The 20991-nt window shown below is 65.5% G+C and carries 17 protein-coding genes; 6 read left to right on the top strand and 11 right to left on the bottom strand.

The window, feature by feature from the left end:
* Positions 1–45 precede the first annotated feature (45 nt).
* Positions 46–924 carry a pirin family protein gene (locus tag ACB037_RS08780; RefSeq protein ID WP_371175216.1) on the top strand — a complete coding sequence of 293 codons (879 nt, stop codon included), beginning with the start codon at positions 46–48 and terminating at the stop codon, positions 922–924.
* Between the two features lie 59 nt (positions 925–983).
* On the opposite strand, the gene ACB037_RS08775 is transcribed toward ACB037_RS08780, so the two are convergent.
* The 4 genes from ACB037_RS08775 to ACB037_RS08760 all read right to left on the bottom strand — a co-directional run bounded on the left by ACB037_RS08775 (position 984) and on the right by ACB037_RS08760 (position 5279).
* Complete coding sequence (locus ACB037_RS08775; protein WP_029314478.1) at positions 984–1844, bottom strand: PA4780 family RIO1-like protein kinase; 861 nt, start codon at positions 1842–1844, stop codon at positions 984–986.
* Between the two features lie 94 nt (positions 1845–1938).
* Positions 1939–2934: a lauroyl-Kdo(2)-lipid IV(A) myristoyltransferase gene (locus tag ACB037_RS08770; protein WP_216945198.1), complete on the bottom strand. Its 996-nt coding sequence runs from the start codon at positions 2932–2934 to the stop codon at positions 1939–1941.
* Between the two features lie 154 nt (positions 2935–3088).
* A complete protein-coding gene (locus ACB037_RS08765) occupies positions 3089–4078 on the bottom strand; it encodes a lipid A biosynthesis (KDO)2-(lauroyl)-lipid IVA acyltransferase (RefSeq protein ID WP_010674623.1) in 990 nt (329 codons plus the stop codon).
* Positions 4079–4298: 220 nt separating this feature from the next.
* Entirely contained in the window at positions 4299–5279 is a 981-nt protein-coding gene (locus tag ACB037_RS08760; protein WP_371175215.1) for a TDT family transporter, read from the bottom strand.
* Between the two features lie 103 nt (positions 5280–5382).
* Here ACB037_RS08760 and ACB037_RS08755 point away from each other — a divergent pair, with 103 nt between their 5' ends.
* Positions 5383–6267, top strand: coding sequence for a LysR substrate-binding domain-containing protein (locus ACB037_RS08755; protein WP_010674621.1), 885 nt, complete (start codon positions 5383–5385; stop codon positions 6265–6267).
* 85 nt (positions 6268–6352) lie between these two features.
* On the opposite strand, the gene ACB037_RS08750 is transcribed toward ACB037_RS08755, so the two are convergent.
* The 3 genes from ACB037_RS08750 to ACB037_RS08740 all read right to left on the bottom strand — a co-directional run bounded on the left by ACB037_RS08750 (position 6353) and on the right by ACB037_RS08740 (position 10429).
* A complete protein-coding gene (locus ACB037_RS08750; RefSeq protein ID WP_113725367.1) occupies positions 6353–7330 on the bottom strand; it encodes a Gfo/Idh/MocA family protein in 978 nt (325 codons plus the stop codon).
* A gap of 35 nt (positions 7331–7365) precedes the next feature.
* Positions 7366–8223, bottom strand: a complete 858-nt coding sequence (gene nfo / locus ACB037_RS08745) for a deoxyribonuclease IV (RefSeq protein WP_041215226.1) — start codon at positions 8221–8223, stop codon at positions 7366–7368.
* 169 nt (positions 8224–8392) lie between these two features.
* The gene (locus tag ACB037_RS08740; RefSeq protein ID WP_371175214.1) at positions 8393–10429 is read right to left on the bottom strand and encodes a glycoside hydrolase family 3 protein; all 2037 of its coding nucleotides are present in this window, start codon (positions 10427–10429) and stop codon (positions 8393–8395) included.
* Between the two features lie 231 nt (positions 10430–10660).
* Between ACB037_RS08740 and ACB037_RS08735 the strand changes: the two genes are divergently transcribed.
* On the top strand, positions 10661–11671 hold the full coding sequence (locus ACB037_RS08735; protein WP_319884241.1) for a helix-turn-helix domain-containing protein: 1011 nt from the start codon (positions 10661–10663) through the stop codon (positions 11669–11671).
* On the opposite strand, the gene ACB037_RS08730 is transcribed toward ACB037_RS08735, so the two are convergent.
* On the bottom strand, positions 11651–12586 hold the full coding sequence (locus ACB037_RS08730) for a LysR family transcriptional regulator (protein ID WP_371175213.1): 936 nt from the start codon (positions 12584–12586) through the stop codon (positions 11651–11653). The genes ACB037_RS08735 and ACB037_RS08730 overlap by 21 nt on opposite strands.
* 130 nt (positions 12587–12716) lie before the next feature.
* Here ACB037_RS08730 and ACB037_RS08725 point away from each other — a divergent pair, with 130 nt between their 5' ends.
* On the top strand, positions 12717–13475 hold the full coding sequence (locus ACB037_RS08725; RefSeq protein WP_371175212.1) for an SDR family NAD(P)-dependent oxidoreductase: 759 nt from the start codon (positions 12717–12719) through the stop codon (positions 13473–13475).
* A 95-nt stretch (positions 13476–13570) separates the two neighbouring features.
* Here ACB037_RS08725 and ACB037_RS08720 read toward each other — a convergent pair whose 3' ends face one another.
* A complete protein-coding gene (locus ACB037_RS08720) occupies positions 13571–15004 on the bottom strand; it encodes a glycoside hydrolase family 1 protein (RefSeq protein ID WP_041215229.1) in 1434 nt (477 codons plus the stop codon).
* 163 nt (positions 15005–15167) lie between these two features.
* On the opposite strand from ACB037_RS08720, the gene ACB037_RS08715 reads away from it, so the two are divergent.
* Entirely contained in the window at positions 15168–16085 is a 918-nt protein-coding gene (locus ACB037_RS08715; protein WP_371175211.1) for a LysR family transcriptional regulator, read from the top strand.
* A gap of 101 nt (positions 16086–16186) precedes the next feature.
* Positions 16187–17761 (top strand): diguanylate cyclase, encoded by a 1575-nt coding sequence (locus ACB037_RS08710; protein ID WP_042863814.1) that lies wholly within the window; start codon positions 16187–16189, stop codon positions 17759–17761.
* A gap of 82 nt (positions 17762–17843) precedes the next feature.
* Here the strand turns inward: ACB037_RS08710 and ACB037_RS08705 are convergent, their stop codons facing one another.
* Together ACB037_RS08705 and fdhD are read right to left on the bottom strand one after the other, a co-directional pair.
* On the bottom strand, positions 17844–20141 hold the full coding sequence (locus ACB037_RS08705; protein ID WP_010674611.1) for an FdhF/YdeP family oxidoreductase: 2298 nt from the start codon (positions 20139–20141) through the stop codon (positions 17844–17846).
* Complete coding sequence (gene fdhD / locus ACB037_RS08700; RefSeq protein ID WP_371175210.1) at positions 20125–20910, bottom strand: formate dehydrogenase accessory sulfurtransferase FdhD; 786 nt, start codon at positions 20908–20910, stop codon at positions 20125–20127. Before fdhD ends, ACB037_RS08705 begins: the two co-directional genes overlap by 17 nt.
* Positions 20911–20991 lie beyond the last annotated feature (81 nt).

Here is a 20991-nt window from a genome sequence, read left to right as displayed (position 1 = left end):
CCTGCGCGCGCGTGCGCCAACCTTTTCCTCGACAAGGAGCACCCCATGACACAACAGTGGCAACGCATTGCCTCCCGCCTCACCGATGTGGGCGGCATCCCGGTGGCTCGCGCCATCCCGGTCAAGGAGCGGCGCACCATCGGGCCCTGGTGTTTTCTCGATCATATCGGCCCGACCCGCTTTGCCCCCGGCGCCCCCGGCATGGATGTGGGGCCCCACCCCCACATCGCCCTGCAGACCTTCACCTGGATGCTGGAGGGGGAGATCCTCCACCGGGACAGCCTGGGCAGCAAGCAGATGATCCGTCCGGGCCAGGTGAACCTGATGACCGCAGGACGGGGCATCGCCCACACCGAGGAGTCGGTCCCGAACCAGCCCGATCTGCACGCCGCCCAGCTCTGGATAGCCCTGCCCGAGGCGGATCAGCATACCCCGCCCCGCTTCGATCACTACCCGACGCTCCCCCGCTGGCAGCAAGGGGAGATCACCCTCACCCTGCTCATCGGCGAGCACGGCAGCCAGCGCGCCCCCACCCTGCACTTCTCCCCCATTCTGGGGCTGGATCTGCACGCCCCCGAGGGAGGCGAGATCACCCTCCCCCTGGACCTCGCCTTCGAGCACGGCCTCTTTCCCCTCGCGGGGGAGACCATCGTCGCAGGGGAGGCCCTGGCCCCGGAGCAGTTGCTCTACCTGCCCCCCGGCAACCGGGAGGTAATGCTGACCCTGCGCCCGGGTGCCCGGCTGCTGCTCATTGGCGGCGAACCCCTGCCCAGACCGCTGCAGATCTGGTGGAACTTCGTGAGCGTCGACAAGGAGGCCATTCGCACCGCCGCCGCCGACTGGGAGAGTGGTCATCCGCGCTTTGGCGAGGTGACGGGTTACCAGGGGCCCCGTCTCAAGGCGCCACCCCTGACCGGGCTCTGAGCCAGGGTCCAAAACAAAAGAGCGCCCATGGCGCTCTTGTTGATTGGAATGAAGGCCCGTCAGGACTCCTCTTCCTGCTCCGCCTGCAACCTGGCCCGGCGGGCCATGGCCTCCTCCTGGGCACTCTCTATCTCGTGCAGCACGCCATCCAGATCGATGGCCTCCCGGCTCTCTTCGAACAGGCCGGTGAGCTCGGTCTCGGGGCCCAGCTTGCCATCCTCGAACAAGGACCACATCTCCCGGGCATACCGGGTCTTGAGCAGCTCGGGGGCATACATGCCGTAGTAGTTGCGCATGTTGTCGACATCCCGCTCCAGCATGGCCCTGGCCTGGTTGTTGGCGGCGGCATCCACCACCTGGGGCAGGTCGATGATGACGGGCCCCTCTTCGTCCACCAGCACGTTGAACTCCGAGAGATCCCCGTGAATGAGGCCAGCGCAGAGCATGCGCACCACGTAGCGGATCACCTTGCCATGATCCACCAGAGCCTGCTCACGGGTCAGGGCCACGTCGTTGAGACGGGGAGCGACGTTGCCGTCGGCGTCGGTGATGAGCTCCATCAGCAGCACGCCATCGAGGCAGACATAGGGCCTGGGCACCCGCACCCCGGCCGCCGCCAGCTTGAACAGGGCATCCACCTCGGTGTTCTGCCACACCTCTTCGTGCTGCTTGCGACCGTACTTGGAGCCCTTCTCCATGGCGCGGGCATCGCGGCTGCTGCGTACCCGCCGCCCTTCCTGATAGACCACGGCCTGCTTGAAGCTGCGCTTTGACGCCTCTTTGTAGACCTTGGCGCAGCGGATCTCGTCGCCGCAGCGCACCACATAGACGTCGGCCTCTTTGCCGCTCATCAGCCGGCTGATGACATCGTCCACCAGGCCGTCATCAACCAGAGGTTGGATTCGATTTGGAATTTTCATGACCGCCCTTTTACCCTATTTGCACCTTGTTTGCACCTGTTTGCTGGTGGCCTGCCACCCCTGTCAGAAACGGCCCGCAAGGTGGCCGTGTCGATCAAGGTTCCGGTGGCAGCCCCTGGCGGATGCGGCGGATCCCCGCCTCGTAGAGACCGTCCTCGCCCTGATCGTGCTCCTGGGTTTCGAAGATCTTGAGAAACCACATGTACTGCTCGGGGAAGCGGCCAAGCTGCTGCTCCACCATGCGGTTCATCTGGTTGACGTCCGCCACCAGATCCGCGGTGGGATAAGGGTCGAACGGCGCCTCGATCTCCAGCCGGTAGCACCCCTGATCCTCGTCGTAGCAGGCCAGAATGGGCACGGCGCGGGCACCGGTCAGCTTCACCAGCTTGGGCAGGGCCGGCAGGGTCGCCTTGGGGTGGTTGAAGAAGGGCACGAAGAGGCTCGCCTCCCGGCCATGATCCTGATCCGGCAGATAGAAGAAGCTGTCGCCGCTGCGCAGGGCCTTGATGGCGGGCTTGATGCCGACGCTGCGCTCGTAGATACGCCCGCCCTTGCTGCGCTCGCGGTTGATGTACCAGTCGAACACCGCATCCTTGGGGCTTTTCATCATGGTGCACATCTTGATCCCCTGCAGGGGGAAGTAGCGGCCAATCATGTCCACCGCCCAGGTGTGGGGCACCACGAAGATCATGGGGCGACCGGCTGCCCGCTCCGCCTCCACGTGCTCCCAGCCGCTCACCTTGACGCGCCCCTTGAGGAAGTCGGGGCTGCGCCAGGTCAGCTCGCCAAAGCCCAGGAAGGTCTTGAGCCCCACCCGGATGGATTTCAGCAGCAGGGCCTGACGGCCCGCCTCGTCGAGATGGGGGAAGCAGATCTTGAGGTTGGTGTCAGCGATGTAGGCCTGCTTCCTGGAGAAACGCAGCAGCAGGGGGGCCAGGTAGTCGGCCAGCTTGTCCCGTGCCCTTGCCGGCACCCAGGCCAGCAGGGAGAGCAGGGCGACGGCCAGCCAGCTGCCCCACAGACGGGGGTGCAGCAGGCGCGGATGAAAAGAGGTATCAAACACCGGATCTTGTGCGGACATGGTCGCCATCGAATCATCAAAACAGACCGTCATTTTAGTGATCCTGACAACTTTTTCTACCCTGCCCTGCACAGCGCCCCCGCGCCAAGTCACTGATCAGACAAGTTAGAAATAAAAAGTGGCCCGCTTGGGGCCACATTTTTGCACCGGGTGAGCGCAAGGCTCAGGGGTGAGGAGCAAGGCCCCGGCGGATGCGCCGGATCCCCTCTTCGTAGAGGCCATCCGGCCCCACCTGATCCTCACGGGTGTCGAAGATCTTGAGGAACCACATGTACTGGCCCGGGTGGCGGCAGAGCTGGCGCTCCACGCTGTCGTTCATGCGGCAGGTATCCGCCATCAGATCCCCGCTCGGGTAGTCGGCGTAGGGAGCCTCGACCTCCAACCGGTAGCCGTGCGCCTGCTCGTCATAGCAGGCCAGCACCGGCAGAGCCCGGGCACCGGTCAGCTTCACCAGCCGTGGCAGGGCCGGCAACGTCGCCTTGGGGTGGTTGAAGAAGGGGGCGAACAGGCTCGCCTCCCGGCCGTGATCCTGATCCGGCAGATAGAAGAAGCTCAGACCGGATTTCACCGCCTTGATCACCGGCTTGATGCCGGCGCTGCGCTCATAGACGCGGCAGCCGTGCCGGGCCCGCGCGCCGTTGATGTGCCAGTCGAACACCGGGTTGCGGGCGCTCTTCATCATGGTGCACATGGGCAGGCCCCGCTGGGCGAAGTAGTAGCCCGCCGCATCGATGGGCCAGCTGTGGGGCACCACCAGGATCACCGGTCGGCCAGCAGCCTGCTCCGCCTCGATATGTTCCCAGCCGCTGACCTGGATCCGCCCCATCACGTGGGCGGGGCTGCGCCAGGTGAACTCGCCAAAGCCCAGCAGGCTCTTGAGGCCGACCCGGATGGAGGTCATCAGGATGGCCTCCCGCTCGGCCTCGCTCTTCTCCTTGAAGCAGATGGCGAGGTTGGTCCTGGCGATGTAGATCTGCTTCTTCGAGATGGCGCATACCAGGGGCGTCAGAGCATCGGCCAGGCGATCCCGCCAGCGCGGGGGCACGAAGGCGAGCACACCGATGGCGCCGAGGGCGAGCCAGCTCAACCAGTAACGGGGGTGCAGCAGACGAGGCTGGAATCGGGCGTCAAACACGGGATCAGATGAGGACATGGGGCACGACAAAACAGTGGGAAGATAAAGTGGCGCGCATCGTGACAGGTATTACCAGTTAACGCCAACTGAATGTCGCCTGTATGGGCAACTATTTAAGCCACTTCACGGATTGACAAAATTAATCTGCTTCATTTGATTCCCCTCTGTGTCACTGCATCACGAACGGCAGACCCCGCACGGGCGGGGTCGATGACGAGGGGGGATGAAAACCTTGTGCCTAGCGGCGTGCGGGCTGCCCCGGCAGGTCATCCTGCACCGCCGGCAGGAAGAACATCAGGTAACGCAGGGCCACGTAACCCACCACCAGGGTGGCCACCCCCAGCTCCAGATAGGCCAGCTGATGGAGCTGCTCGGCATAGCGGGCCGCCTCCGGCCACTGCGACAGCAGGTGACTCACCTTGAACAGGGCGGTGGCCCCGATCACCAGGGGGAAGGTGAAAGCGGCGTAACCCGGCGAGAACGGCAGGCGCAGCAGCTTGATGAAGGCCAGGTAGATGATGCCGGTCATCAGCACGGCGATCCCGAGCAGCACCGCCACCAGCAGCAGGGAGGGATCCTGGCTCACGGTGAGGTAGCCGGCCAGCGACAGGCTCGCCGGGGCGGCCAGGATGGCGATGGTGGGCTTGGCGGCATCCGGCACCTCGTGGCTGAAGATGAGGCGATAGAGCATCAGCGGCAGCATCAGGCCATAGCAGGCCATGCCGAACCAGAGCAGGCCGGTGGCCAGGGATGCGAAGGGACCGCCCGGGTAGGCCACGTCAGCCACGATGATCCCCACCGGCGGCACAAACCAGCTCGGCACCATGTGATGGATTTCGAACGCTTTGGCCCTGTGCCAGACGAAGGTGGCGAGGAAGACGAGGTGGATGATGACCGCAAACAACCAGAGCCCCTGCCCCAGGGTCGGGGCGAGCAGGCCAACCGCCTTGGAGACCACCATGGTCCCCATGGCGTAGGTAGGCACCACGCTGCCCACCACGGGATGGGCGAGATCCTGCCACAGCAGGCGCGGGTGGATCAGAAACTTGAAGGTCAGGACGAGGAGCAGCACGGCGGCGATGGCGGCCCCCAGCAGTTGCAGACGGCCATCGAACTGACCGGCATTTTCCCAGCACCAGCCGAGGCTGGCGATCCCGAGTGCCAGACCGGCCATGGGGGTCGGGGCGGCAGCCAGGGAGCGGCGGGTTCTTGCGATCATGGCGAATACCCTCTTGATGATGACGATGGGCATAGGATAAAGGGGGTCTATCGTTTACGATATCTAAATGAATTGAACTTAGCGTTTAGGAAAATCAAACGACATGAAGCTCACCCTGCAACAACTCAAGGTGTTTGCCACCATCGCCCGCCACGGCAACCTGGGGGGCGCCGCCAATGAACTCTGCCTGAGCAAGGGGGCCGTCTCCCAGTCGCTGCAGGAGCTGGAGCGCCAGCTCGCCACGCCCCTGTTCGACCGGGTGCACCCGAGGCTCCAGCTCAACAGCGAGGGGCGCCTGCTGCAACCGGCCGCCGAGGAGCTGCTGACCCGGATGCAGGAGATAGAGCAGCTCTTCAGCCCCGATGCCGAGCCGAGCGGCCAGCTGCACCTCGGGGCCAGCCAGACCATCGGCAACTACCTGCTGCCCGCCCTGCTGGCGGAGGGGGCCCAGGAGCTGGGGGCCGCCCCCAGGGTCACCATCGCCAACACCCACCTCCTGTGCCATGCCCTCGCCCACTTCGAACTGGATCTCGCCCTCATCGAGGGGGAGAACCACCACCCGGATCTGGTGAGCGAACCCTGGCTGGAGGACGAGATGCTCATCATCGCCGCCCCCGGTCACCCCCTGGCGGATCAGCTCGAGCTGCCCCTGCGCCGGCTTGCCGGGGAAACCTGGGTGCTGCGCGAGGCGCAATCCGGCAGCCGCGAGCAGTTCGAGCAGCAGCTCCAGCCCCACCTGCCCCGCTGGCAGGCGGGGATAGAGCTCAATACCCTGGAGGCGGTGATGCTGGCGGTGGAGAAGGGGCTCGGCATCTCCTTCATCTCCCGCCTCGCGGTGGCGGACCGGCTGGCACAGGGGCGCCTGGTGGCCCTCACCCCGAGTCGCCGCTTCCCCCGCCAGCTCTCCCTCGTCTGGCACAAGCAGAAGTTCCACTCCGTCGCCCTGCGCCGCTTCCTGGCCTTCTGCCGCGCCCAGACCCTGGCGTGAGAACCCCTTCGGATGCGACAAGGGCGCCATTGGCGCCCTTGTCGTTCAGCCGATGAACCCCTCGGCCCTCAGCCCTTCCCCGGCCTCAGCCGGCGAGTCCCCCTTCAATCCAGCCGAGCACCTGCCGGGTCACGGCCTGGGGCACCCAGGGGGAGTCCAGCAGCCGGTGGCGCAGGCAATCGGCGAAGTGATCCGCCTCGTGCTGCATGCCGCCCCCCTCCACCGGCAGGTAGATGTCCGCCGGCCAGATGACGGGGGCAGGCCCCCCTTGCCAGCGAATGTGCTGGGGATTCCACCACTTGCCCTCGATGACCAGGCGCCACCCCTCCCCGGACAAGGACGCTTCCCGCTCGAGATCCTCGATGATGGAGGCCCCGAGCTCGGCCCGAAACGGCTCATCGAACGTGAAGCTGGCGGCGAGATCCACCTCCCCCGGAGCCCGCGTCAGCGTCACCTCGGGGGCGGGGCAGCCCAGCCCCAGCCGATGGCAGAGGGCGGCATGGAGCCAGAGGGGATAGACCCCCACGTCCCAGGCGGCGCCGCCATCCAGCGCCGGATCGAACAGCTTGCCCACCCTGGGCTGGGTCGAACCGAACGCCGCCCGCAGCTCGCACGGCGGCGGCAGCAGGGGCAGGCGCTGCAACAGGGCGCGCATGGCGGGGAAGCACATCACCTTCATGGCCTCGAGCAGCAGCAGGCCCCGTGCGTGGGCGAGCGCCACCAGGGCGTCCCAATCCGCCACCCGGGTCACCGCCGGTTTCTCCACCAGTACGTGCTTGCCCGCCAGCAGCATCTGCCTCACCAGGCCCGCGTGCTCCGGGTGGATGACCGCCACATAGACGGCCTCCACCTCGGGGCTGGCGGCCAGGGCCTCATAGCTGCCATAGGCGTGGGGCAGCCCCAGATCCCGGGCGAACTCGTCCGCCCGTCCCTGGTCCCGGGCGGCGATGGCCACCACCTCGGCTCCCCTGGCGTGCCCGTTCACATCGCGGCAAAAACGCCGGGCGATGGCCCCCGCCCCGGCAATGCCAAAGCGCAGGGGCGCCCTTGTCTCGTCGTGCATCGTCTCTCCTTGCTACCCAATGGTGGACCCCGGCATCACGCCGGGCGCGGGCTCCCGGCCAGGCTGCGCAGCCAGCTTATCTCCTCGCCCCAGATGGACTCGTCGATGGTCTCGAGGATAAGCGGGATGCCGTCAAATCGGTCGTCGTTCATGATGTGGTGGAACACCGCCTCGCCGAGGTTGCCCTCCCGCAGGCTGTGGTGACGGTCGACCCGACTACCGAAGGTACACTTGGCGCCGTTGATATGCATCCCCTTGAGGTACTCGAACCCCACGATGCGGTCGAAGTCGGCAAACACCGCCTCGCACCCCTCGGGGGTACGCAGATCGTAACCGGCGGCGAAGGCGTGGCAGGTGTCAAAGCAGACGCCGACCCGACTCTTGTCCTCTACCCCGTCGATGAGGGTGGCCAGGTGCTCGAACGACCAGCCGAGGTTGGTACCCTGGCCTGCGGTATTCTCGATCACCGCCGTCACCCCTTCACTGCGCTCCAGCGCCCAGTTGATGGACTCGCTCACGAGCTTCAGGCTCACCGCCTCGGGGATCTGCTTGAGATGGCTGCCCGGGTGGAAGTTCAGGTAGCACAACCCCAGTTGCTCGCAGCGCTTCATCTCGTCCAGAAACGCATCCCGGGACTTGGCGAGGGCGTCGGGGTCGGGATGACCCAGGTTGATGAGGTAGCTGTCGTGGGGCAGGATCTGCTCGGGACGAAAGCCCTCCTTCTCGCAGGCAGCCTTGAAGGCGCGAATGCTGGCCTCGGAGAGGGGCGCCGCCTGCCACTGGCGCTGGTTCTTGGTAAACAGGGCGAAGGCGTTGGCCCCGATGGCTTTGGCCCGGGCGATGGTGTTTTCCACCCCGCCCGCCGCACTGACGTGGGCTCCGATAAATTTCATCTCATCTCCTGTGCACTGTGACCGGGTGCCCGCCACACTGGCCACCGCACCCGTTGCCGGGGCGCCATTATGCCCAAGCCAACCCCTTGCGCCAAACCGGGATTGTCGATGGGGGCAATGGAAAAGGCGCCCGAAGGCGCCTTGATGAGAGACAGAACATCCCTGTCCGTCAATAGGCCAGACCGGCCCCGTAGGGATAGAGCGGGCTTTGTGAGTCCTTGGCCACGTCCGGGGACTGGGCCAGCACCGCCTGCCAGCTCGAGGGCAGCTCGAAGGGGAGCTTGCCGCGTGCCTTCTGGGTGCCGCTCATGACATCGAACAGGGCCTGATCCAGGGCGCCGAAGTTGGCGAGCAGCACCCGGGCCGCCGGGGCCACCTCGGTCAGGATGGCGGGCCTGTCCAGATAGACGGAGAGCACCAGGGGCACCCCGGCCTGCTCGATGGCCTGGATGGCGGCATAGTCATCCGCGCCGCGGTAGACCCCTTCATGGGCCGTCTCCTGCACCACCTGATCATTGCTGGCAAAACCGAGCTGACCGAAGTGGATGCTGCCAAACGGGAAGCGGGGATCCTGCTCGCCCGGGGCGTTGACCCGCACGATGGCAAGCTCCGCGTCGGCCAGGTTCGTCACCACCGTATAGCCGTTGGCCCTGGCCACCTCGGCGTTGACATTGTGCAGATAGACCCGCTTGCCGTCCGCCTTCAGCGGCAGCAGGGCCCCCTCGTTCTTCAGCAACACGTGAGACGCGGCCTGGGCGGCCTGGGCTTCCTGCTGGAACTCGGTCTTGCCCACTAGGGCCACCGCGGCCTCGGCATCCACATAGGGATTCTCGAAGAGCCCGAGGGCAAACTTCTGGGCCAGGATACGCTCGGCCGAAGTGGTGATGGCCGCCTCGGTCACCAGACCGCTCTGCACCGCCGCCAGCAGGGGCGCCGGATCTTCCACGCCACCGAACTGATCTACCCCGGCGTCGATGGCCTTGGCATAACGCTCGGCCTTGGTGAGCTTCTCCACGCCCCAGGACATGCCAAAGGGCACGGTCCAGGGGCTCACCCCGGCATTGACTTCATCCTGGGTCAACCCCTGCTCGCAGCGGCTGTCACAGTCATTGACGATGCCCCAGTCGCTCAGCACCACGCCGTCAAACTTGAAGTGGCCCCGCAACAGATCCGTGATGATCTGGCGGTTGAAGCCAAACCCCACCTCCTCGACGGGCTGCCCATCCTGGGCCAGGCCCAGGGGCATGGCGTAATAGGGCATCACGGCGGCCACCCTGGCCTCGAAGGCACCCTCGAAGGGCACCAGGTGGTAGGCAAACTGACCGCCGGGGTAGACCTGCTCCTTGCCCCAGGGGTTGTGGGCATCCAGCCCGTCCTTCTGGGGACCGGCCCCGGCGAAGTGCTTGACCACGGTGACCACGCTCTCCTTGCCTATCCCCTCGCTCCCCTGCTGGAAGCCCTCGATGTAGGCTTTGACCAGGGACTTGGCGAGCAGGTTGTCTTCCCCGAAGGTACCGTTGATGCGGCCCCAGCGCGGCTCGGTCGCGAGATCCGCCTGGGGCGAGAGGGCCTCGTGGATGCCGACGGCCCGGTACTCCTGACGGGCGATGTCGCCAAAGCGCTGCACCAGGGCGGCATCGCCGATGGCGGCCAGCCCCAGGGTCTCGGGCCACTGGGAGAAGGCCCCGGCACCGATGCTGGTGGCGTTCGGATCATGGGTGAAGTGGTTGCGGGGATCCGTGCTCACCGTCATGGGGATGCCGAATCCCACCCCTTCCAGCAGGGCCTGCAGGGTGTTGTTGTCTGCGGCGATGGCCGCCGGATCACCGGCCATGCGGGTGATGAAGGTGTTGACCCCGTCCTCGCGCAGCATCTTGTCCATGGCCACGAGGTTCACCCGCCCCGCCCCGTCCAGCACCAGGGTGCCGTGCATCATCAGCCCTGCCTTCTGGGCCAGGGTGAGCCTGCCCACCAGATCCCGGGCTCGCTCGGCGGCGCCGAGGCGCCAGTCCTCGTAGGGGGTCAGGGTGCCGCTGCCATCGAGATCCTTGAATTGCAGGCCGTCCTGCTCGATGAGGGTGACGGTGCGGTGGCCCAGAACGGGCTGCTCGGGCTTGGGGGTGGAGTCGTTGTCGTTGCACCCTGCCAGCAGCAGGGCCCCGATGGCGAGGGCGACACGGGTTCGGGAGAGCGAGTGGTGTTTCATTGTTGTTATCTTCCTTGTGTGTGTAGGAGTCGCCACTCTATGCAAAAGCGGCCCCTCTCACTTGCCCGTCGGGTGCAGGAAGTTGCCGGTTGGGAGCAGGATAGAAAAGTGTGAAAAGGGTTGCAGGGTTACCCTTGGTTACAAATCTGAAACATGAAAGCGGCGCTGGCTCACGGCAATCCGCCGCCGTTGGTCGATGATGGTGGGCCACCGCTGACAAGGATTTTTGCCGTGAAGACCGTCTCCAACCGGATTGCCCTGCACTGCCTCAACCACTGGCAGGCCCGCGGGCGGGATCCTGCTGCCCTCCTGCACCCCTGCGGCATCGCTCACGAAGAGCTGCTGATCCCCCAGGGGCGGCTCGACACCGGGCGCCACTTCCGGCTGCTGGCCGGGGCAGCCCCCCACGTGGATCTGGCCCTCGACTGGACGCCCCCCGCCCTCCCCGGCCTCTTTGCCGACTTCATGTCGCTGGCGAGCCTGTGCTGCAACGCCGCCACCCTTCGCCAGGCCCTGTACTTCTTCCTCGCCTACCGCCCCCTTATCGGCGAGAGCGACGAGATCCGCCTGCAAGAAGAAGAGGGGCAGGCCAGGATCAGCTACCACTCGGAGTCCGATCACCCGGACGTCATCGCCCTGAGCAGCCTGGCCAACCTCTGCCACCTCTATGCCCTGCTCCAGTTCTACCACCCGGGCCAGGGGCTGCTGGTGCTGCCCACCCCGGTACGCCCCAGGCTGTGGCGTGAGCTGGCAGGCTGGCTGGAAGGGCGGTTGCAACAGGGGGCGGCCTTCGAGCTGCGCTTTCCCGCCGCTTTGCTCGATCTCGCCCACGGGCAGTGCAACCTTCCCCTGCAACCCCTGCTGCTCGGGGAGCTCGACCGGCAGATGGCCCAGCTTCGCCCAAGCAGCCGCTACCGGGACAGGGTGATGGCACTCATCCGCCAGCAGCTGTGGCAAGAGAGCGCCGAGGCCTCCTCTCTGCTCGATGGGGTGTGCGAGCACCTCAAACTGACCCGCTGGACCCTCAACCGCCATCTGCGGGAGGAAGGGTGCCACTTCTCGGGCCTGCTGGAGCGGGTGCGCCGGGAGGAGGCCTGCCGCCTGCTGCAGGATCCCGCCCTCCCCCTGCAGACAGTGGGGGAGCGCCTGGGTTTTGCCCGCCAGAGCAGCTTTACCCGCTTCTTTCGCGAGGCGTTTGCCCTCTCGCCGAGGGAGTTTCGCTCAAGGCGCAGCCGCCTCTGAGGCGCCCCCGAGATGGGCGGCGAGCAACCCCGCCAGCCAGTGGATGAAGAGCTGGACCCTGGGGGCCAGTTGGCGGCGCTGGGCATAGAGGGCGTGGATGGGGAGCGGCGGCGGCTGCCACTGGGGCAGGATGCTCACCAGCTCGCCCCCCGCGAGCAGGGATTCGACCCCCACCCGCGGCATCTGGATGATGCCAAGCCCCGCCAGCGCCGCCGCCAGGTAGGTCTCGCTGTCATTGACCATGAGGGCCCCCGCCATGGGCAGCAGGGCGCGGCGGCCATCTTCCGCCAGGTATTCAAAGCCGGGCTCGCTGCGCCCCTGCCCGGCACCAAACCCGGGACCATAGTGCACCAGCCGGTGGCCCGCCAGATCCCCAAGGGTGCGGGGCACCCCGTGGCGAGCCAGGTAGCCTGCGCTGGCACAGTTGACCTGGCGATAGTGACCAAGGGGCCTGGCCACCAGGCTCGAGGGCTCAAGCGCCCCGACCCGCACCACGCAGTCAAACCCCTCGCGCACCAGATCCACCCGCCTGTCCGTGCTGCTCAGCATCAGTTGCAAGGCGGGATGCTGCGCCAGAAAGTCCGGCAGGGCCGGGATCACCAGGTGGCGGGCCATCCGGCTTGGCATGTCGACCCGCAGTTGTCCCGAGATCTGCCCCCCCTGGCGAAACAGGCCGTCAAACTCCTCCATATCTGCCAAAAGCTCCCGGCATCTGGCATAGCAGAGCTGGCCGTCCGTGGTGAGCTGCACCCGCCGCGTGGTACGCAGCAGGAGCCGGGTCCCCATGCGCTCCTCCAGCCGACGGATGGCGGCAGAGAGGGTCGCCTTGGGGATGCCCGTCTGCTCGGCGCAGCGGGTAAAACTCTCCAGCTCGGCAACCCGCACGAAGGCTCTCATCGCATCCAGTTGATCCATGGCCTGATTGTCTCGATAAACGGAACAGTGATTCTATTATCACGCTATTTATCCAGTTTAAAAGGAACAATACAGTGATCTGGTCGGCTCGTATCGAGCCTGTGTCCGCCACCCTGACAGGAGTCATACCATGACCAGACCCATCGCCCTCATCACCGGGGCCAGCCGCGGCCTTGGCAAGCACGGGGCCCTGGCCCTCGCCGCCAAAGGCGTCGACCTCATCATCACCTACCGCAGCCAGGCCGCAGAGGCGGAGGCGGTGGTGGCCCAGGCCCGCGCCCTCGGCGTTCGGGCCCATGCCCTTACACTGGACGTGGGCGAGAGCGCCACCTTCGCGGCCTTTGCAGAGGAGGTGACGCAACTGCTCGCCCGGGAGTGGCAGCGCACCCATTTCAACTTCCTGGTCAACAACGCCGGGATCGGCATTCATGCCAGCTTCGAGCAGACCACGGAGCAGCAGTTCGACACCCTGCTCAACATCCACCTCAAGGGGACCTTCTTCCTGACCCAGGCGCTCCTGCCCCTCCTGGCAGACGGCGGTCGCATCCTCAACCTCTCCACCGGCCTCACCCGCTTCGCCATGCCGGGTTATGCCGCCTACGCCGCCATGAAGGGGGGCGTCGAGGTGCTCACCCAGTATCTGGCCAAGGAGCTGGGCCCCAGGGGCATCGCGGTCAACGTGCTGGCCCCCGGCGCCATCGAGACCGATTTTGGCGGCGGCGTGGTGCGCGACAACAAGGGAGTCAACGACTTTCTCGCGAGCCAGACCGCCCTTGGCCGGGTGGGTCAGCCCGACGACATCGGTGGTGCCATCGCCGCCCTGCTCTCCGATGACTGCCGCTGGATCACCGCCCAGTGCATCGAAGCCTCGGGCGGCATGTTTATCTAGGCGGTCATGGTTGCCTGCTGCACAAACAAGGAAGGCCCCCTCCGATGAGGGGGCCTTCCGGCATTGGGCAGACGAGGTGCGGCGCACCGGGCCCGTTACAGGGTCTTGCCACCGCTTGCAATGACCTGGCTGTACCAGTGGAAGCTCTCTTTCTTGATGCGACGAAGAGACCCTCCCTGCTCGTCCCTGTCCACGTAGACAAAGCCGTATCGCTTCTGGTAGCCGTTGAGCCAGCTCAGGATGTCGGTGAAGGACCAGGCGCAATATCCAATCAGCTCGACCCCGTCCTGCATCGCCTCCTGGCACGCCTTGAGGTGGCTGTGCAGATAGGCGATACGGTAGTCGTCGTTCACCTTGTCCCCGGCTTCCAGCTTGTCGAACTCCCCCAGGCCGTTCTCGGTGATCATCAGCGGCAGGGCGTAGCGGGAGGAGAGCCGGCGCAGGGCGATGCGCATCCCGGTGGGATCGATGGCCCAGTCCCAGTTGCTGGTCTCAAGGTGCGGATTGGGGGCCGTCTTGTAGAGGCCGGGAATGCCGCTGGAGGGCGTAGTGCCCTTCTTGCCCGTGGTGTTGATGCGCTGCATCGTCTGGCCGCCGAGGGGGTTGTCGGTGAAGGTCAGGGTGTAGTAGTAGTTGACCCCGATGTAGTCGGGGGTGCCTTCGCGCAAGAGCTCGAGATCGCCCGGCAGGATCTCCGGCGCCTCGCCGGTCTCACGCAGATAGGCTAGCGCCGCCTGGGGGTAACGGCCGAAGCAGTAGGCATCCAGCCACCAGAGGTTGGTGAACTCCTCGGCATTCTCGAACGCCAGCATGTCGCTCGGGGCGCAGGAGGCCGGATAGGCGGGGGAGTACGCAAAGCTCGGCCCGATCAGGCCGTTTGGCACGTGCTGGCGAAACGCCTTGATGACCCGGGCATTGGCGAGAAACGCGATGTGGTTGGCGGCGAAGAAACGCTTTCTGTCCTGCACCGCGGGAGGATGGGTGCCAAGCTGGTAGGCGTTGGTCAGGTTGTAGTTCTGCTCGTTGAGCGACACCCAGTACTTCACCTTGCCGGCGAAGCGCTGATAGAGGGTCACGCAATAGCGCTCGAAGTCGTCGATGATCCGCCTGTCTTCCCAACCGCCGTACTCATCCTGCAGGGCCTGGGGGAGATCCCAGTGATAGAGGGTCAGCACAGGCTCGATGCCGTGGGCCAGCAGGGCGTCGATGAGCCTGTCATAGAAGGCGAGCCCCGCCTCGTTCACCTCGCCACGCCCCGTCGGGTAGATGCGCGGCCAGCTCACCGAGAAGCGATAGGCCTTGAGCCCCATCTCGGCCATCAGCGCCACGTCCTCTTCCACCCTGTGGTAGTGATCCACCGCCACGTCTCCGTTGCTCCCTTCAAAGGTCTTGCCCGGCAACTTGGTGAAGCTGTCCCATACCGAGGGGCCCTTGCCCTCCTCGTTCCAGGCCCCTTCCACCTGATAGGCGGCGGAGGCGGCGCCCCAGAGGAAACCGTTCGGGAAGTCGTTGAACTTGTGATGATGCATCTGGTGTTGCTCCTTCTGCGCGGATGGCGGGGGCCATCCCGTGATACGTCGGCCCCGTACAGGGGCCCGAAATGAGTTGGCACCAGCATCCAACACTTCTAGAATTCCGTCCAATGACAAATATGGCCACCTATCATTCCTATCTGGAATCAAGCGAGGCAACATGGAGTTGAGAGACCTGAAAGCCTTCGTCACCCTGGGGGAGGTATTGCACTTTGGTCAGGCGGCGGCGCGCCAGCACGTCACCCAGTCGGCCCTGAGCAAGCAGATCCGCCGGCTGGAGGCGGACCTTGGCGGCGAGCTGTTCGAGCGCAACGCCGGCAGCACCCGGCTGACGGTGCTCGGGCGCGCCCTCTACGCCGACGCCTGCACCCTGGTGGCCCAGAGCGAACAGCTCGCCCGCAGCGCCCGCGACGTGCTGGCGGGCCACGCGGGTACCCTGCGCATCGGCTTCGGGGTCGCCACCAAGCTGCTGGTGCCCGCCGCCATCGCCCGCTTTCGGGCCAGCCGCCCCGGGGTCGCCATCGAGCTCAACGATCTCTCCACCCATCACCAGTTGCTGGCACTGGCGGAGGGGCGGCTGGATCTCGGCTTCTGCCGCCTGCCCGCCCCCAAGGGCTGGCCGGTGCTGCCCGTGGTGCGCGCCCATTTCGTCGCCGTGCTGCCCGCAGGCTATCAGGGGGTGGCAGGGCTCGCCGATCTGCAGGAGAAACCGCTCGCCATCCTGCGCCGGGACAAGGCCCCCTCGTTTCACGATCAGTTCGTGCACTATCTGGCCCAGAGCGGCCTGCGCTTTCAGGACATCCAGTACGTCAACGACTTCGCCGCCGGCATCGCCACCGCGGCGGCCGGCATCGCCTGGACCCTGGTCCCCTCCTCCACCACCATTGAGCATCCCGATGTGCTGACCCTGCCCCTCGGGGAGGCCGACGCGAGCTGGATCATCGGGCTCATTCGCCCGCCGGGCAACGACAATCCCCTCGTCGCCCCCTTCTGGCAGACGGTGGCGGAGCTGGCGGATCCCGCCCTCACCGGCCTCATGACGACAGGGGACGGGGCTGCCGCCCGGGACACGCCATGAAGGGGAACCATTCGAGAATCACATTAACGATGGCATTGGGCGGACACCCCCCTTAAAATTGCCGCACTGCCCCGACGCCACGACAAGGATCCGTTTCGTTCATGCACTCTCACTGGCTGCTGAGGTTTGATCTGCATCGCCTCATCCTTGCGCTGGCCGTCATCGGCGTGCTGGCTACCTTTGGCAACAGCTTTTACGCCATCTATCAGGCACAAAGACAACTGCTCATCGACAGCACCCTGGAGGCAAACCGGGTCTATGCCACCAAGCTCGCCGCCTCCACCGAGACCATGCTGCGCTCGGCCCAGGGACAGCTGGCCTATGGCGCGGCCCGGCTCGCCCCCTTGCTGCAGGGCAACGACCTCCATGGACTCGAGGAGGTGGCGGGCCAGTTGCGCCAGCAGACCAACACCTTCAACTCGGTGGCCATCGTGAACACCGACTCCGTCATCGTCGCCGTCTCTCCCGAGGCATTGCATGTGAAAGGGGTCAAGCTCACCTCGGCCAATGCGAGCCGGACCCTGGCAAGCCAGCAGCCCCTCATCGCGGATCCCCTGGTCTCCCTCACTGGCAACTACCTCATCAGCCTCTCCCACCCCATCTTCTCGGCAGACAAGCGCTACCTCGGCTATGTCGCCGGCACCATCTATCTGGAGTCCGCCAGCGTGCTCTCCAGCCTGCTGGGGCAGCACTACTACCAGGATGGTTCTTATCTTTATGTGGTGGACCGCCAGCGCACCCTCATCTACCACCCGAACCCGGAACGCATCGGCCAGAGGATTGGCAAGAACCGGGTGGTGGATGCGGTGCTCAAGGGGCAGGATGGCGCCCAGAGCGTGCTCAACTCCCGGGGCAGCGAGATGCTGGCAGGCTTTGCCCCGGTGGCGGACGCAGGCTGGGGGATAGTGGCCCAGCGCCCCCGCAGCGCCACCCTGGCCGGCCTGGATGAACAGATGCTGGAGATCCTCAAGGGGATGATCCCGGTCACCCTCTTCATTCTCTTCGTCATCTGGCTCTCGGCCACCATCATCGCCAGACCCTTGCGACAACTGGCCAACCGGGCCGGACTCATGGATCAGCAGGGGGCCGCCACCAGCATCTCGGGGATCCGCGCCTGGTATTTCGAAGCAGCCCAGTTGAAGCAGGCCATCCTCAAGGGGCTGGGGCTGCTCAACACCAAGATCGACAAGCTGCACACCGACAGCCACACCGATCCCATGACGGGCCTGTTCAACCGCCGAGCCATGCAGCAGATGCTGGACGAGTACGAGGTCGAGCGTCAGCCCCTGACGGTGATTGCCCTGGACATCGATCACTTCAAGGCCATCAACGACCGCTTTGGTCACGACGTGGGGGATGCCGTCATCGTCTCCCTCGCCACCCTGATGCAGCAGGATCTGCGTTCTGATGCCGCCTTGTGTCGAAGCGGCGGCGAGGAGTTCCTGCTGCTGCTGCCCGGGGTCTCCCTTGCACAGGCGCAGAAGATCGCCGAGCGCCTGCGTACCCGGGTGGCGAGCCACGACATGGAGGTAGCTGGCCACATCACCATCTCCCTCGGCGTCGCCCACTGGGGAGCGGATGCCACCAGCATCGCCGCCGTGCTCAAGGAGGCGGACAAGGCGCTCTATGATGCCAAGAGCCAGGGCCGAAACTGCGTGGTGGTGGCCCTGGGCTGATCGGCCCAGGCTTTGCCGGGCACCGCCCGGCCATAAAAAACCCCTGCCATGGCAGGGGTCGGACGGTATCCATGTCAGGGGATCAGAGCGTGACGGCCAGGCTCTCGACCGAGGCGGCGCTCGGGGTCACCAGCACGGGCACCGATTTGGAGGTGGGGGTGAAAGAGCCCTCCCCTATGCTCTCGATGGCCACCAGGGGGTTGGTCTCGGGGTAGTAGGCGGCGATGTTGCCTTTCGGGATCTCGTAGAAGATGACGCTAAAGCCCCGCACCACCCGCTCGCGCCCATCGTTGCACACCGCACTCATGTCCACCCGCTGCTCCTCGGCGAGCCCCAGCCTCCTGGCATCCTCCTCGTTCATGAAGACCACGTTGCGTCGCCCCTTGATGCCGCGATAGCGGTCATCCATGCCATAGATGGTGGTGTTGTACTGATCGTGGGAGCGCAGGCTCTGAAGCAGCAGCACGGGCTGGTCCACCATCTGCTCCGCGTGGCTGGTGCACTCGGGCAGGATGGAGTCCGGCAAACGGCTCGCCCTGAATTCGGCGCGCCCGCTCGCGGTGTTCCAGCGCAGCAGGGCGGCGCTGTTCTCCAGATGGAAGCCGCAGGGCTCCTCGATGCGGCGGTTGAAGTCGCCAAAGCCCGCGATGGTCTCCTCGATGAGATCCCGCAGCAGCCCGTAGTCATCCCGCAGCGCCAGCCAGTCCACCCGATCGCTGCCAAGCGTTGCCTCGGCCATGCGGGCCACGATGTCTATCTCGGAGAGACAGAGCGGCGAGACCGGCTCGTTCATCCCGGTGGAGGCGTGCACCATGCTGAAGGTGTCCTCCACGGTGATCTTCTGCACCCCGGAGCGCTGCTGATCGAGCTCGGTACGGCCCAGGCAGGGGAGGATCAGGGCATCTTTTGACACCATGAGGTGGCTGCGGTTGAGCTTGGTGCTGATCTGCACGTTGAGCTCGCTCCTTCGCATCGCTTCATAGGTGAACTCGGTATCCGGCGCGGCGGCTGCCAGGTTGCCCCCAAGGCAGATGAGCACCTTGCTCTTGCCGCCATGAAGGGCTTTGAGGGCCTCGTAGACGTTGTGCCCCGGCGTGCGCTTGAAGCCCACCGGGAAGCGGCGCTCCAGGCGATCGAGGAAGGCGGCATTGGGTTTCTCGTTGATCCCCATGGTGCGGTTGCCCTGCACGTTGCTGTGACCGCGCACCGGACAGAGTCCGGCCCCCGGCTTGCCAATCTGGCCGCACATCAGGTGCAGGTTGACGATTTCGCGAATGGTGTCGACCGAATGCTTGTGCTGGGTGATCCCCATGGCCCAGCAGCTGATCACGCTCTCGCTGCTTGCGAAGATCTGCGCCGCCCGGGTGATCGCCTCCCGACCGAGGCCGGATTGCGCCTCGATCTGCGTCCACTCCGTGGCCTTCACCTGGGCCAGGTAGTCGTCAAAGTGCGCGGTATGCTGCTCGATGAAGGCGAGATCGATGCGCCCCCCCTCCTCTTCCAGGATGTATTTCGCCATGCCGCGAATGGCCGCCATGTCACCGCCCAGTTTTGGCGTGAGGTACTGGTGGCTGATGGTGGTGGCCGCCGGGGTCAGTAGCTCCGCCGGGCTCTGGGGGCTCGCGAAGCGCTCGAGGGCCACCTCTTTGAGATTGTTGAAGGTGACGATCTGGCACCCCTGGCGCGCCGCCTTGCGCAGGGCGTTCATCATGCGCGGGTGGTTGGTGCCCGGGTTCTGGCCAAAGACGAAGATGGCTTTGGCGGCGTCGAAATCATCGAGCACCACGGTGCCCTTGCCCACCCCGACGGACTGGATGAGCCCCACCCCGCTCGCCTCGTGGCACATGTTGGAGCAGTCGGGGAAGTTGTTGGTGCCATAGAGGCGGCCAAACAGCTGATAGAGGTAGGAGGCTTCGTTGCTGGCGCGTCCCGAGGTGTAGAACTCCACCTCGTCGGGGCTGGCCAGGCTCTTGAGTTTGTCGGCGATGAGGGCAAACGCCTGATCCCAGCTAACCGGCTCGTAGTGATCGGTGGCCGGGTTGTAGCGCAGGGGCTCGGTCAGTCGCCCCTGGTATTCGAGCCAGTAGTCGCTCTGGGTGGCGAGGCGACGCACCGAATGCTCGGCGAAGAAATCGGCCCCCACCGTCTTGCCGGTGGATTCCCAGGCCACCGCCTTGGCGCCGTTCTCGCAAAACTGGAAGGCCCCCTGCTTGTTGTCACCCCAGGCGCAGCCCGGGCAGTCGAAGCCGTCGGTCTGGTTGACCCGCAGCAGGTTCTTGATGTTCTGCCGGGTCTTCTGGCTGCGTAGCACCTGCTTGAAGGTGGACTGCAGGGAGGAAAAGCCGCCGGCCTTGGCCGGTTTTTCAATATGACTGGACATGGGAGTCTCCGAACTGATCCTGGAACCGGGGGCTGGCATAGCAGACCGGGGCATCGGATCTGGGCACATGAATGAGGGTCAGGTTGTATTTCAGGGCCAGTCGCACCGCGAGCTGGCTGGGAGAAGCAAGGCTGATGAGGTGGGCGGCGCCAAATTGCACCGCCTTGTGAATGAGTTCGCTGCCGCAGCGGCTGGTGATGACCAGCGTATCGGCCTGCGCGGGCTGGCGCAGCTGCATGCCGATGAGCTTGTCCAGGGCGTTGTGGCGACCGATGTCTTCCCGGCAGGCCAGGATCTCGCCGCGATCATTCAGGGCCAGGGCGGCATGCAGGGCCCCGCTCTGGCGGGCCTTGCTCTGCCAGGGGGCGATGCGCTCGCGCAAGTCCCGCAGACGCTCGATATCGAAGGGAGCGCCCGGGGTCAGCGGGGTGAGTGCGGGCAGAGCATGCTCGATGGCCTCCACCCCGCAGATGCCGCAGCCGCTCGCCCCGGCCAGGCGACGCTTGCGCTGACCCAGCGCCGCCAGGCAGCGATTGGCGATGGTGATGTCGAGCACCACCCCCTGCGTGGACGGCGTGCTCTGGATGTCGTGCACATCGTGATTGCCCCCTATGATGCCCTCGCCAAACAGGAAGCCGATGGCGAAGTCGTCGAGATCGTCCGGGGTGGCCATCATGACCGCGTGGTTGATGCCGTTGATGTTGACGGACACGGCCACCTCTTCCACCAGCTCATCCAGCCTGGGCAACCGTGAATTGAATGGGATCATGCGAGACGCTTATAAGCTGTATTCGGGCCTCAAGTTTAGATAAGTCGCTCTCCCAAAACCAATGAAACAAATCTATTCGCC

The organism is Aeromonas sp. S19(2024) (genome assembly GCF_041402625.1).
Lineage (GTDB): Bacteria > Pseudomonadota > Gammaproteobacteria > Enterobacterales > Aeromonadaceae > Aeromonas > Aeromonas caviae.
The sequence above is the reverse complement of the archived record's forward strand: the minus strand, read 5'-3'. Positions and strand labels throughout refer to the sequence as shown.